The following is a 14,001-nucleotide window of genomic DNA, read 5'->3' on the forward strand; positions in this document are numbered from 1 at the left end:
GCGACAACACGGCAATGCCCTTCCCTGCGGCGCAGCGCACGGCTGGATCGATTCAGAAGTCGACTGTCGCCGAAACAAGGTAGGTTCGTGGGGTCGAGAGCGTCAACCCGGGCTCGCTGTCATCCGAAGCCCCGGCCGAACTCCAGTAGCGCTTGTCTGCCACGTTCTCGACGTTGGCACGCAGGGTGATGTTCTTTTCATCGATCTTGAACGCATAGCGTGCACCCACGTCGAAACGCTCCCAGGCGTCGATTTCCTTGTTGTTGGACTGGTCCAGATACTGCGAGCTGGAATAGATGCCGCGGCTGGTCAGGGTCAGGCCCTGTACGGTCGGCACATCCCACTCGGCGCCCAGGTTGACGTTGTATTTCGGCGTGGCAGGCGCGCGGTTGCCGTCGAAGGTGCCATTGGTGGTGTTGGTCAACTCGCTGTCGATGTACATGACACCGCCGAGCAGGCGAAAACCTTTGAGCGGTTCACCGAACACACTCAGTTCCACACCGTCGTTTTGACGCTTGCCGTTCGGGCCGAAAACCCGCGTCGTGGCGTTGGTCTCATAGGCCGGCTGCTTGATCCGGAACACCGCGGCGGTCACGGCGAACGCACCCGCGTCATACTTGGCGCCGACTTCGACCTGCCGGCTGATGAACGGCGGGAATATCTCGTCCTCGTTCACCGAGGTCGACGGCGCGATCTTGCCCTGGCTCAGCCCCTCCATGTAGTTGGCATACAGCGACAGCTTATCGGTTGCCTTGAACAGGATGCCGCCCGACGGCGAAACCTTTTCCTCATCGTAGGCCGTGGTGCCTTTGACATCATCCACCCAGTCATCAACCTTCACGCGCTGCCAGCGAGCGCCGAGGGTCAGCAGCAACCGGTCATCGAAGAAACCCAGGGTGTCGGACAACGCCACGCCGCTGAAACGGTTCTCGGTGTAGACCTTCGAATCGAGTCGGGTGGGCCTGCCAGGTGTTGGTGTTTCCACGGGGTCGTAGAGGTTGCTGCGGGCCGCGGCATAACGGGCGCCGCCATTTTCGAAGTCCATGTAGAAATAGCTGGCGGCCAGGTTGACTTCATGGCTCACCGGGCCGGTATGAAACCAGTTGCGCACCCCTGCCGTGGCCGTCCGGACATTTTCGTCACGGGTGAAGTCACGCGGCTGAACGCTGAAATCGCCGGCGTCGTTGGTGACCGCAACGGCATGCCGGAGAAAGTCATGGTTGCTTTTACGCGCGCCCACACCGCCGTACAGCATGACGGAGTCGCTGACATCGAATTCGCCGTTCACCGTCCCGAACGTGTCGTGGGTACTCGCCTTGCTCCAGGGCTGCGCATAGTTGTGACGCACATCGTTTGCATTTGGAACTTTCGCATTGGCGCCGACCTGCACACGTTCCTGCGGGGCGTCGGTATCACGCTCGGTGCGCCCCAGGTCCGTCGAGAGTCGCAGGCGTTCACCGCGAAAATCCAGGCCCAGCACGGCCATCTCGCGGTCGACACTCTGATGATCCCATTCGGTGTCGCCGGACTGCTTCACACCGTTGAAACGAATACCGAACTTGTTGTCTTCACCAAAGCGCCGGCCGACATCCACGGCACCGCCGACCTGGTTGTCGGAAGCGTAGCTCCCGGTAAACGAAGTGATGGGCTTGTCGGTCGCGCGCTTGGGCACCACGTTGATCCCGCCACCCACGCTGCCCCGCGGCGAGATGCCGTTGATGAGCTGGCTCGGGCCTTTGAGGATGTCGACGCGGTCGGCCATCTCCATGTCGATCGTATAAGTCGGCAGGACACCGTAGAGACCGTTGTAGGCGACATCACTATTGAACAGGCTGAGCCCGCGAATGGTGAACTGCTCATAACGCCCACCCGCCGGGTTGGTAGCGCGTACCGAAGGATCGCTGGCGATCAGGTCACCCAAGGTACGAGCCTGCTGGTTTTTGACCACCTCGCTGGTGTAGGTGGTCATGCTGAATGGCGTTTCCATAAAATCTTTCGAGCCCAGCAAGCCTTGCGAACCGCGGCGCGCGACCTGGCCGCCGGCATACACCTCGCTGTCCGCCCCGCCCGTGGCACCGAGAATCGAGGTGGGGGCCAGTTGCAGGCTGCTGCCTTCTGGCGCCGGGGTCAGGATGTAGGCCTGTTCACCCACGGGCTGCAATTGCAGACCGGAACCCCGCAACAGCCGGGCAAAGCCCTCCTCGACCGCATATTCACCGGAAAGACCGGGGCTGGTGCGACCGCCCACCAGTGCCGGGTCGACCGAAAGATTGACGCCAGACAGACCGGCGAAGCGGGTCAGCGCATCGCTCAGGCTGCCGGCAGGCACCTGATAATTGCGCCGGACACTGTCTTCGGCCCAACTGACAGTGATGAACAACGGACTGGCACTCAGGCCCAACAACAGGCTCAAGTGCAACAACGGACGCAAGCGGGAAGAAGCCGGACGCGGACAGCAAGGTATTACTGCGGGCATTGAAATAGCTCTCTTGATTCGTTCACATGCCTTGAATGACAAGCGAGTCGAAAAAAGGGGACAGGCTTCACACACTATTTTTGCGCGGCAGCAACGTAACCCAATATCGCGTACGCAAATGCACCTCCAGCGGCAGGCTGGCCGCCAGCAACGCGAGGACGTGATCGGTGTCGTCCAGGCGGAAACTGCCGGTGACACGCAACGCTTCAAGCTCCGGCTCCCAACGCAACACACCCGGTCGATAAGTGCCGAGTTCGCGCAGGAAATCCCCCAGCGGCTGGTTTTTCGCCATCAGCACGCCTTCTCGCCAACCTGGCGCAAGCACATCGAATGGGCCGACCGGCCCAACGCCAGCAGCTTGAAGACTGCCTTGTTGACCACTGCGCAAAGCCAACGCCGGCCCCCGCAAGGGCTGCATTTGCACGGCGCCGTTGTACACCGACACGCGGCAACCGCGCGCATCCTGACGAACACAGACTTCGCTCTGGCTGACGATGATCTGTCCAAACTTCGTTTGGATCGTCAGCGGCGATGCGCCCGGCACCTTCAGCGACAGCTCGCCCTCAATCAGCTTCAAGCGCCGGTTCTGCAAATCCACATCGACGGCACTGGCCGTGTTGAGTTGCAAGGAACTGCCATCAGCGAGTTGCACCTGTTTGCGCTCCCCGGTGGCCGTATGCAGATCGGCTCGCCAGACATCCAGGGGCAATTGTCGGCTGATCAGCCAAGCCGCCGGCACCAACGCCACCGCACCCAATGCACGCTTGAGCACCACACGCCGCCCCGGCTCGGGGCGATCCAGACTTTTGAGTGCCACGGCTGAAGGCAGATCGGCAAACCGCTGACGCAAGGCTTGAGCCTTCTGCCAAGCCTGCTCGTGACTGACGCAACTGTCGCGCCAACGCTGCAGATTCGCACGATCCTGCTCGTTGGCACTCCCAGATTCCAACAGTGCGAGCCACTTCGCGGCAGCTCGCACTGCCTGACGGGCGTCGGGTACCGGACTGCTCACAGCCCCACCAACAGGCAATGCTCGTAGGCGTGCGCCATGTAGCGTTTGATCGTGCGCTCAGATACTCGCAGGCGCTCGGCGATTTGCTGATAGTTCAAGCCTTCCAGCTGACTCCAGAGAAACGCCCTGCGCACCGCCGTCGGCAGCCCGTCGAGCAACTCATCCAGGGCTTGCAGGGTTTCCAGCAGCAGCCAGCGCTGCTCGGGTGATGGCACGCAGTCTTCAGGCATCGACGCTAACGCGGTCAGATAGGCTTGTTCGAGACTGCGACGCTTGTAGAAATTGCTCAGCAGGCGTTTGCCCACGGTCAGCAGATAGGCACGGGGTTCCTGCAGGTCGGCAATTCGCTGAGAACTGGCGAGTAAACGCAGGAACGTATCCTGACTGAGGTCCGCCGCATCACAGGCGTTGCCCATGCGTCGTCTCAACCAGCCTTCAAGCCAGCCACGGTGATCGCGGTACAGATCGTGGAGGGTCTGCTCCTTCGGCATCGCTGCATCACTCATCTCAAGAAGTCCTGTGCCAAGGATTATCGTAAATGAGAGTGATTCTAATTAATGTCGAAGCCGCGAACCAAGCCCTTTATGCACCGAGTGTACAGAAAGGTCGTGCTGGGAAGACTGGAGAGGCATAAAAGCCAAATTGAAGACACAAAAAACCCCGGTCTTTCGACCAGGGTCTTTGCTATCGACTCGAAGATAGCCATCGGCTTGCTTCGTAGCTCCAAGGCGTTCAGTGGGCCTTGAGGCAGATATGGCGCAGCGGACGGGACTCGAACCCGCGACCCCCGGCGTGACAGGCCGGTATTCTAACCGACTGAACTACCGCTGCGTATCGCTTTGGACTTTCGCCCAAGTAACTCGTCTGACTGAAAAGCTTCGAAGCTTTTCAATCTCGAGGCAGATAAACCTGACTCGGAAAATATGGCGCAGCGGACGGGACTCGAACCCGCGACCCCCGGCGTGACAGGCCGGTATTCTAACCGACTGAACTACCGCTGCGCGTCGGTGGAGGCTTTTTAGCTTCCCTCTTGCTTACGCAAGAGTCTCAAGAAGTGGTGGGTGATGACGGGATCGAACCGCCGACATTCTGCTTGTAAGGCAGACGCTCTCCCAGCTGAGCTAATCACCCTTTGCTTCTCTGAGGCCGCGAAATTTACGCAGGTATCGAAGCTAAGTCAATACCCCGCTTGAAGTTTTTCTGAAAAAGACAAAATCGTGTCAATCCGAACGAGGCCGGTAACCGCCAGACCGCTTTCGCGAGCAGGCTCGCTCCCACAGTGAACCGCGTTTCTTAGGGCAACATGCTTTCTAATGTGGGAGCGAGCCTGCTCGCGATGATGGCGGCACATCCAACATCAATGCTGGAGACAGCGCGCCGCCCTATTACTCGCTGTAAATCATCTTCTTGGTCATGCCACCATCGACCACAAACTCCTGGCCCGTGACGAAACCGGCGTTCTTCGACAGCAACCACGCCACCATCGCCGCCACGTCCTCGACCGTCCCTACCCTGCCCGCCGGATGTTGCGCATGATCGGCGTCGGTCAACGGTTCGGCACGCCGCGCCGCCGGATCCCGCGCATCGATCCAGCCAGGACTGACCGCGTTGACACGAATCTCCGGCCCCAAACTGATAGCCAAGGCGTGAGTCAGGGCCAACAGACCGCCCTTGCTCGCCGCATAAGCCTCTGTGTCGGGTTCCGACTGCCCGGCGCGGGTCGAGGCCAGATTGACGATGGCGCCGCTGTGAGCACGCAGGTACGGCGCACAGTGCTTGGCCAAGAGCATCGGCCCGCTCAGGTTCACCGCCAGCACCCGGTTCCAGTACGCCAGATCGAGGCTTTCCAGGGTGATATTGTGCGGATCGGCCACCGCCGCATTGCACACCAGCGCATCCAGGCGCCCGAACTGCCCCAGCACCTCGGCCACGCCCAGCGCCACCTGCGCTTCATTCGCGACGTCCATGGCGATGAACCAGGCATGTTCGCCAAGCACCTTCGCCACTTTCGAACCGCGCTCCCGATCCAGATCGGTCAGCACCACCTGCCAGCCTTCGCTGATCAGCCAGGCCGCAATGCCCAGGCCAATGCCCCGTGCCGCACCAGTGACCAGAGCGACGCGACCATGGGTACCCGTGGTCGGCGTGGACAACTCGATCACAAGGCAGCCAACCCGCGCGCCAGATCGGCCTGCAGGTCTGCCACGTCTTCCAGACCGACCGCTACGCGGATCAGGCTGTCACGAATCCCCGCCGCTTCACGCTCTTGCGGCGCGAGACGGCCGTGAGAAGTGGTGCTTGGGTGCGTGATGGTGGTTTTGCTGTCGCCCAGGTTGGCGGTGATGGAGATCAGGCGAGTCGCATCGATAAAGCGCCAGGCGCCTTCTTTGCCGCCCTTGACCTCGAAACTCACGACCGCACCGAAGCCCTTCTGCTGACGCTGGGCCAGTTCGTGCTGCGGATGGCTCTTGAGGCCCGCGTAATGGACTTTCTCGATGCCGTCCTGCTGCTCCAGCCACTCGGCCAGTTGCTGGGCATTGGCGCAATGCGCCTTCATGCGCAGGCTCAGCGTTTCCAGACCCTTGAGGAAAATCCAGGCGTTGAATGGGCTCAGGGTTGGCCCGGCGGTGCGCAGGAAGCCAACGACCTCCTTCATCTGCTCGCTGCGACCCGCCACGACACCCCCCATGCAACGACCCTGGCCGTCGATGAACTTGGTCGCCGAGTGCACGACGATGTCCGCGCCCAGCTTCAGCGGCTGCTGCAACGCAGGCGTGCAGAAGCAGTTGTCGACTACCAGCATCGTACCTTTGGCGTGAGCAATTTCCGACAGTGCCTTGATGTCTACCAGCTCGGCCAGCGGGTTGGACGGCGACTCGACGAACAGCAACTTGGTGTTGGCCTTGATCGCCGCATCCCAGCCGGACAAGTCCGCCAGGGGCACGTAATCGACTTCGATACCGAAGCGCTTGAAGTACTTTTCGAACAGGCTGATGGTCGAACCGAACACGCTACGCGACACCAGCACGTGATCGCCGGCGCTGCACAGGCTCATGACCACGGCCATGATTGCCGCCATGCCGGTCGCCGTGGCCACCGCTTGCTCGGCGCTTTCCAAGGCGGCAATGCGCTCTTCGAACGCACGTACGGTCGGGTTGGTGTAGCGCGAGTAAACGTTGCCCGGCACTTCCCCGGCAAAGCGCGCAGCCGCGTCGGCGGCAGTACGGAAGACGTAGCTGGAAGTGAAGAACATCGGATCACCGTGTTCGCCTTCCGGCGTGCGGTGCTGACCGGCGCGTACGGCCAGGGTATCGAACGCTACGCCTTCGAGGTCGCTGTCCAGCCGACCGGCATCCCAATCCTGACTCATGCTGTCACTCCTTGCCTTGCTCTTTATTTAGTAGATACAAAACCGGCCCCTCAGGGCCGGTAGTTACTCAGTTGTTGTACAGATCAATGATCGCACTGACTGCCTGCGTCTTGACCTTGGAGGCATCGTTGCGCGCCTGCTCGATCTTGTTCAGGTAAGCCTCGTCGACGTCGCCGGTGACGTACTGGCCGTCGAACACCGCGCAATCGAACTTCTCGATCTTGATCTTGCCGCCACCGACCGCTTCGATCAAGTCAGGCAAGTCCTGATAGATCAACCAGTCGGCGCCGATCAGGTCGGCAACATCCTGAGTCGAACGGTTGTGGGCGATCAGTTCGTGGGCGCTTGGCATGTCGATGCCGTAGACGTTCGGGTAACGAACAGCCGGTGCAGCGGAGCAGAAGTAGACGTTTTTGGCGCCGGCTTCGCGAGCCATCTGAATGATCTGCTTGCAGGTGGTGCCGCGAACGATGGAGTCGTCCACCAGCATCACGTTCTTGCCGCGGAATTCGAGTTCGATGGCGTTGAGCTTCTGGCGTACGGATTTTTTCCGTGCAGCCTGCCCCGGCATGATGAAGGTCCGGCCGATGTAGCGGTTCTTCACGAAGCCTTCGCGGAACTTGACGCCCAGGTGGTTCGCCAGTTCCAGGGCCGCGGTACGGCTGGTGTCCGGAATCGGGATGACCACGTCGATGTCGTGATCCGGGCGCTCGCGCAGGATCTTCTCGGCGAGCTTCTCGCCCATGCGCAGACGAGCTTTGTAAACCGAAACGCCGTCGATGATCGAGTCCGGACGCGCCAGGTAGACGTGTTCGAAGATGCACGGCGTCAGCGAAGGATTGGTCGCGCACTGACGGGTGTGCAGCTTGCCGTCTTCAGTGATGTAGACCGCCTCGCCCGGCGCCAGGTCGCGAATCAGGGTGAAACCGAGCACGTCCAGCGAAACGCTTTCGGAGGCGATCATGTACTCGACGCCTTCGTCGGTGTGACGCTGACCGAAAACGATCGGACGGATGCCGTGCGGATCGCGGAAACCGACGATGCCATAACCGGTCACCATCGCCACGACCGCGTAACCACCGACGCAACGGTTGTGCACGTCGGTGACGGCGGCGAACACGTCTTCTTCGGTCGGCTGCAACTTGCCGCGCTGGGCCAGCTCGTGCGCGAACACGTTGAGTAGCACTTCCGAATCGGAGTTGGTGTTGACGTGGCGCAGGTCAGATTCGTAAATCTCCTTGGCCAGCTGTTCAACGTTGGTCAGGTTACCGTTGTGCGCCAGGGTGATGCCGTACGGCGAGTTGACGTAAAACGGTTGAGCTTCGGCCGAGGTCGAACTGCCCGCAGTCGGATAACGCACATGGCCAATGCCCATGTGGCCGACCAGACGCTGCATGTGACGCTGATGAAACACGTCACGCACCAGGCCGTTGTCCTTGCGCAGGAATAACCGGCCATCATGACTGGTCACGATACCGGCAGCGTCCTGGCCGCGGTGCTGGAGGACGGTTAGCGCGTCATACAGCGCCTGATTGACGTTCGACTTACCGACGATACCGACGATGCCACACATGCGACGCAACCCCTACTTAATGGATCTGAACTGAACTGAACACAACTCACTGAGGCGTTTTGGCCGTCGGCAAGAGGTGCTCCTTGAACGGAATATCAGCGGGTACGCTGATTCCGCTGGCAAGCCACTGACTGCTCCACCCGAGGATCAGGTTTTTGGACCAGTCTGCGACCAATAAAAACTTTGGCACGAGTTGGGATTCTTTCCACCACCCGTCCTGCTGTACCGGCCCCAGGCTCAACAGCCCGACCGCCACGACCACCAGCAACACGCCACGCGCAGCGCCGAAGGCCATGCCGAGGAATCGATCGGTCCCGGATAGCCCGGTGACGCGAACCAACTCGCCGATAAGATAATTGATCATTGCGCCCACAATTAAAGTGGCGACAAACATGATGGCACAACCCGTGATCACACGAGCCGATGGCGTTTGGATGTATCCGGCGAGGTACTCGGACAATGAACCACCGAACATCCAGGCGACGACTCCTGCGATGATCCAGGTCACCAGCGATAATGCTTCTTTGACGAAGCCGCGGCTCAAACTGATCAATGCGGAGATGGCGACGATTGCGACGATCGCCCAATCAACCCAGGTAAATGGCACAGTGCAGCCTACAGACGGATAAGGCGGCGCATTTTAGCAGAGCCCATGGCTGTCGGTAAGCTGAGATTGTCAGTGCTTTTCAAATCGGGGCGATTGTTCTAACCGCGCTCAGGCTGAAAACGCACCACAAAACCCTTGAGGCTCTGCTGACGACTCAACAAGTCACGCAGACGATCGGCTTCCGCGCGCTCGATCAGCGGCCCGACGAACACCCGATTCTTGCCATCGGCGGAGCGGATATAGGCGTTATAGCCTTGGCTGCGCAGGGTTTTCTGCAGGCTTTCAGCGCTTTCACGGCTCGACAGGCTGGCCAGTTGCACCGACCAGCTGACCGACAGGCCATTGGCATCGACGCGGCTTGGGGTGGTAGTGACCGGCTTGGCCGGTGCGGCAGCGATTGGCTGGGCAGGTGTCGGCACGGGCTTGACGACTGGTGCCGCAGACGGCGCGACCGGCTTGGCAGTCGGCGGCGCTGGCGCCACGGGAGCACTTTGCGCGATCGGTGTCGACGGCGCTTGCTGCTCGGCAATTTCGTCGTCGCCTGGCACAGGTTCCTGCGGCAATGCCTGCGGTTCAGGCACCACCACCGGCTCAATCTGCACTTGCGGCATCGCGGGCGCGTGCGGCGCAGCAGGCGCGTCGACCGTCACCTGACGCTGCTCATCCTGACGGGAAAACAGCATCGGCAGGAAAATCACCGCCAGCGCCACCAGCACCAGGGCGCCGACCATGCGCTGCTTGTACGCCTTATCCAGCAAAGCCATTTGCCGCTTCCTCCGTGGAGTGCCGGGCCAGCCATTCAAGGGCCTCGGCGACACAATAAAATGATCCGAACAACAGAATTTCGTCGTCGCTCGTCGCCTGCGCGCACTGCCCTTCCAGGGCGGCGGCCACGCTGTCATAAGACGTTACCGAGGCGCCGAGGTTCTGTAATGCCGCATGCAACTGCGCAACCGGTCGTGCCCGCGGCGAATCCAGCGGTGCGACGGCCCAATGCTGGACACTAGCATTCAATTCACCGACAACACCATCCAGGTCCTTGTCCGCCAACAGCCCGAACACCGCCAGACGCTTGCCGGCCGGTGGTCGGCTGGCCAGACGACGAGCCAGATATTCTGCCGCATGGGGGTTGTGCCCCACATCCAGCAACAGATTCAGACGCTTGCCCTGCCAGTCGAACTGACGACGATCGAGACGACCGACCACCCGCGTCGCTTTCAGGGCTTCAATAATCTGCGCATCCACCCAAGGCAAACCGAGCAACAGGTAAGCCTGCAAGGCCAATGCGGCGTTTTCCATCGGCAGATCAAGCAATGGCAAATCGTGCAACTCAACCGCACGCCCTTGGGCATCAACACCGCGCCATTGCCAGTTGTGATCGGTGATCCCCAGGTCGAAATCGCGCCCACGCAGGAAAAACGGGCAATTGAGCTCGCGCGCTTTATCCAGCAAAGGTTGTGGAGGATTCAGATCGCCGCAGAGCGCAGGCGCACCCTGGCGGAAGATTCCGGCCTTTTCGAAGGCCACGGATTCGCGGGTATCGCCCAGGTAATCCGCATGGTCGACACCAATGCTGGTCACCAGCGCGATATCGGCGTCCACCACGTTGACCGTATCCAGACGCCCACCCAGGCCGACTTCCAGCACCACCGCATCCAGACCGGCCTGTTGAAACAGCCAGAACGCCGCCAGGGTGCCCATCTCGAAGTAAGTCAGGGACGTCTCGCCACGGCCCGCTTCGACCGCTGCAAAGGCTTCGCACAGCTGAGCGTCAGTGGCTTCGACACCATTGATTTGCACCCGCTCGTTGTAACGCAGCAGGTGCGGGGAATTGTAGACACCCACGTTCAGGCCCTGCGCCCGCAGCAACGAAGCCACGAAAGCGCAGGTAGATCCCTTGCCGTTGGTGCCGGTGACCGTGATCACCCGAGGCGCCGGCTTGCCCAGTCCCATGCGGGACGCTACCTGTTGCGAACGCTCCAGCCCCATGTCGATGGCCGAAGGATGCAACTGTTCAAGGTAGGCGAGCCACTCGCCAAGGGTGCGCTCGGTCATATGTTCGCAGGTACCGGTGGAACCACGATCGGCTCGATCGGCGCAGCGACGAACTTCGGTGTCGGCTTGCCCATCAGTTGCGCCAGCAGATTACCCAGGCGCGGACGCAGTTCCTGGCGGTGAATGATCATGTCGATTGCGCCGTGCTCCAGCAGGAACTCGCTGCGCTGGAAGCCTTCCGGCAGTTTTTCGCGAACGGTCTGCTCGATCACGCGCGGACCGGCGAAACCGATCAGGGCTTTCGGCTCACCGACGATCACGTCGCCGAGCATCGCCAGGCTGGCGGAAACACCGCCGTAGACTGGGTCGGTCAGTACCGAGATGAACGGAATGCCTTCTTCACGCAGACGCGCCAGCACCGCGGAGGTCTTGGCCATTTGCATCAGGGAGATCAGCGCTTCCTGCATCCGCGCGCCGCCGGAAGCGGAGAAGCAGATCATCGGGCAACGGTTTTCCAGGGCGTAGTTGGCGGCGCGCACGAAGCGCTCACCGACGATGGCGCCCATCGAACCACCCATGAAGGAGAATTCGAAGGCCGACACCACCACCGGCATGCCCAGCAAAGTACCGCTCATGGAGATCAGTGCGTCTTTTTCGCCGGTCTGCTTTTGCGCAGCGGTCAGGCGGTCCTTGTACTTCTTGCCGTCGCGGAACTTCAGACGGTCAACCGGCTCCAGGTCCGCGCCCAATTCGGCACGACCGTCAGCGTCGAGGAAGATGTCGATACGGGCGCGAGCGCCGATACGCATGTGGTGGTTGCACTTGGGGCAAACATCCAGGGTCTTTTCCAGCTCCGGACGATACAGCACCGCCTCGCAAGACGGGCATTTGTGCCACAGACCTTCAGGCACCGAGCTCTTCTTGACCTCGGAACGCATGATCGAAGGGATCAGTTTGTCTACTAACCAGTTGCTCATGCTTTCTTTCTCCAGTACCGGTGGCCCGAACGCTCTGGTTCGCAGCCCCGCGTATGCCCTTGACCTAAATTCATGTGTGTGTGTGGCGATGATCGATGGCTTGCCGGGTCAGCGAAACGTGACCTGCGTACAACCCAAAACATCCTCAGCCCTGCCTGCTTTGTGCAGGTGCACCTGTTTTATACAGAGCAGTGGACGGCGGCAGTCTGCCAGCCGTCACATCAACGTAGGAGCTGTCGAGTGAAACGAGGCTGCGATCTTTTGATCCTGAAGATCGCAGCCTCGTTTCACTCGACAGCTCCTGCAAGTTCCTACACAGCTCCTGCAACAGCTTTGATGAATGCCTGAATCTTTGCGTGATCCTTGATGCCCTTGCTCGCCTCTACCCCACCGCTGACGTCTACCGCGTAAGGCCGAACCCGGACAATTGCCTCAGCGACATTGTCCGGCGTCAAACCGCCCGCCAGAATGATCGGCTTGCTCAAGCCGTGCGGTATCAGTGACCAGTCAAAGGCCTCACCGGTTCCGCCCGGCACGCCTTCGACATAAGTGTCGAGCAAGATCCCGCTGGCACTGGCGTAGGCATCGCAACCTGCTGCGATGTCATCACCAGCCTTGACCCGCAACGCCTTGATGTACGGTCGGCGCCAGCCTTCGCACTCCGCGGCGGTTTCGTCACCATGGAATTGCAACAGGTCCAGCGGCACGGCATCGAGGATTTCCCCCAACTCACAGTGGCTGGCGTTGACGAACAATCCCACGGTGGTCACGAACGGCGGCAATGCCTTGATGATCGAGCGCGCCTGCTGAAATGTCACGGCCCGCGGGCTTTGGGCGTAGAACACGAATCCGATGGCATCGGCCCCGGCCTCGACCGCCGCCAACGCATCCTCTATGCGGGTAATCCCACAAATTTTGCTGCGAACGGCCGACATATCGATAGAACCTCAGGGCAAATCCGGGAAAGTCCCGGATGGTATCAAAAGCGTTCGAGGGCGTCAGCCGTCAAGTTCAGAGAAGCCGGTGAGGAAGTGCGGGCCGAGGTAGCGCTCGGGCAATTCAAACTCGTCGTGGTACTCGACTTGCACCAGATACAGGCCAAACGGATGGGCGGTCACCCCGCCAGAACGCCGAACGCGACTCTCCAGCACCTCTTTCATCCACGCCACGGGACGCTCGCCAGCACCGATGGTCATCAGCACCCCGGCGATGTTGCGCACCATGTGATGCAGGAACGCACTGGCGCGGATATCCAGCACGATCATTTTGCCATGGCGTGTAACGCGCAGGTGATGCAGCTCTTTGATCGGCGACTTGGCCTGGCATTGACCGGCGCGGAAGGCGCTGAAGTCATGGGTGCCGACCAGATACTGCGCCGCTTCGGACATGCGCTCGACGTCCAGCGGGCGGTGGTTCCAGGTGATTTCTTCGTTCAGGTGCGCCGGACGGATCTGATCGTTGTAGATCACGTAGCGATACCGCCGGGCGATGGCCTTGAACCGAGCATGGAAATGCGCCGGCATGACCTTGGCCCAGCTAACGCTGATGTCGTGCGGCAAGTTGATGTTGGCGCCCATGACCCAGGCCTTCATCGAGCGCTCGACCTGAGTGTCGAAATGCACCACCTGCCCGCAGGCATGTACCCCGGCATCGGTGCGCCCGGCGCAATGCAGCGACACAGGTGAGTCGGCGACTTTGGACAAGGCCTTTTCGAGGGTTTCCTGCACCGTGTCCACACCGGAGGCCTGACGTTGCCAGCCGCGATAACGCGAACCTTTGTATTCAACGCCCAACGCGATCCGGAAAAAGCCGTCGGCCGCCATTTCGGCGGCCGGATTATCTATATTTGCCAAGGGGTGACAGCCTGCTGGTCTACGCAAAGGCAGGCATTATAAGGCCGCCGGACCGGGATGCCAGAGGCGTGTGTTTTCTGTGCCCTGCCCGACCGGCTCAACTGCCGATGTTGATGCTGGATGAGATGCCCCCTTCGC

Annotated in this window: 12 protein-coding genes and 3 tRNA genes; all 15 read right to left on the reverse strand. The window is 60.7% G+C overall.

The window, feature by feature from the left end:
* Positions 1–52: 52 nt before the first annotated feature.
* The 15 genes from LOY38_RS17840 to truA all read right to left on the reverse strand — a co-directional run bounded on the left by LOY38_RS17840 (position 53) and on the right by truA (position 13,833).
* The gene (locus tag LOY38_RS17840; RefSeq protein ID WP_258696369.1) at positions 53–2,476 is read right to left on the reverse strand and encodes a TonB-dependent receptor; all 2,424 of its coding nucleotides are present in this window, start codon (positions 2,474–2,476) and stop codon (positions 53–55) included.
* A gap of 67 nt (positions 2,477–2,543) precedes the next feature.
* Entirely contained in the window at positions 2,544–3,488 is a 945-nt protein-coding gene (locus LOY38_RS17845) for a FecR domain-containing protein (protein ID WP_258696370.1), read from the reverse strand.
* Entirely contained in the window at positions 3,485–3,994 is a 510-nt protein-coding gene (locus LOY38_RS17850; protein WP_258696371.1) for a sigma-70 family RNA polymerase sigma factor, read from the reverse strand. The genes LOY38_RS17845 and LOY38_RS17850 overlap by 4 nt, the downstream gene beginning before the upstream one ends.
* 248 nt (positions 3,995–4,242) lie before the next feature.
* Positions 4,243–4,319: transfer RNA gene (locus LOY38_RS17855), tRNA-Asp, on the reverse strand.
* Positions 4,320–4,412: 93 nt separating this feature from the next.
* Positions 4,413–4,489, reverse strand: a tRNA-Asp gene (locus LOY38_RS17860).
* 54 nt (positions 4,490–4,543) lie between these two features.
* Positions 4,544–4,619, reverse strand: a tRNA-Val gene (locus tag LOY38_RS17865).
* Between the two features lie 254 nt (positions 4,620–4,873).
* Positions 4,874–5,650 carry an SDR family oxidoreductase gene (locus tag LOY38_RS17870; protein ID WP_258696372.1) on the reverse strand — a complete coding sequence of 259 codons (777 nt, stop codon included), beginning with the start codon at positions 5,648–5,650 and terminating at the stop codon, positions 4,874–4,876.
* The gene (locus LOY38_RS17875) at positions 5,647–6,858 is read right to left on the reverse strand and encodes an O-succinylhomoserine sulfhydrylase (protein ID WP_048395135.1); all 1,212 of its coding nucleotides are present in this window, start codon (positions 6,856–6,858) and stop codon (positions 5,647–5,649) included. The genes LOY38_RS17870 and LOY38_RS17875 overlap by 4 nt, the downstream gene beginning before the upstream one ends.
* 67 nt (positions 6,859–6,925) lie before the next feature.
* Entirely contained in the window at positions 6,926–8,431 is a 1,506-nt protein-coding gene (gene purF, locus LOY38_RS17880) for an amidophosphoribosyltransferase (protein WP_007905939.1), read from the reverse strand.
* Positions 8,432–8,477: 46 nt separating this feature from the next.
* Complete coding sequence (locus LOY38_RS17885; RefSeq protein ID WP_258696373.1) at positions 8,478–9,038, reverse strand: CvpA family protein; 561 nt, start codon at positions 9,036–9,038, stop codon at positions 8,478–8,480.
* A 98-nt stretch (positions 9,039–9,136) separates the two neighbouring features.
* A complete protein-coding gene (locus LOY38_RS17890) occupies positions 9,137–9,802 on the reverse strand; it encodes an SPOR domain-containing protein (RefSeq protein ID WP_258696374.1) in 666 nt (221 codons plus the stop codon).
* Entirely contained in the window at positions 9,786–11,093 is a 1,308-nt protein-coding gene (gene folC / locus LOY38_RS17895; protein ID WP_258696375.1) for a bifunctional tetrahydrofolate synthase/dihydrofolate synthase, read from the reverse strand. The genes LOY38_RS17890 and folC overlap by 17 nt, the downstream gene beginning before the upstream one ends.
* Positions 11,090–12,010, reverse strand: a complete 921-nt coding sequence (gene accD / locus LOY38_RS17900; protein ID WP_258696376.1) for an acetyl-CoA carboxylase, carboxyltransferase subunit beta — start codon at positions 12,008–12,010, stop codon at positions 11,090–11,092. Before accD ends, folC begins: the two co-directional genes overlap by 4 nt.
* A 311-nt stretch (positions 12,011–12,321) precedes the next feature.
* Positions 12,322–12,945, reverse strand: a complete 624-nt coding sequence (locus tag LOY38_RS17905) for a phosphoribosylanthranilate isomerase (RefSeq protein ID WP_258696377.1) — start codon at positions 12,943–12,945, stop codon at positions 12,322–12,324.
* Between the two features lie 63 nt (positions 12,946–13,008).
* Entirely contained in the window at positions 13,009–13,833 is an 825-nt protein-coding gene (gene truA / locus LOY38_RS17910; RefSeq protein ID WP_258700747.1) for a tRNA pseudouridine(38-40) synthase TruA, read from the reverse strand.
* Positions 13,834–14,001 lie beyond the last annotated feature (168 nt).

This window comes from Pseudomonas sp. B21-015, assembly GCF_024749285.1.
Classification (GTDB): Bacteria; Pseudomonadota; Gammaproteobacteria; order Pseudomonadales; family Pseudomonadaceae; genus Aquipseudomonas.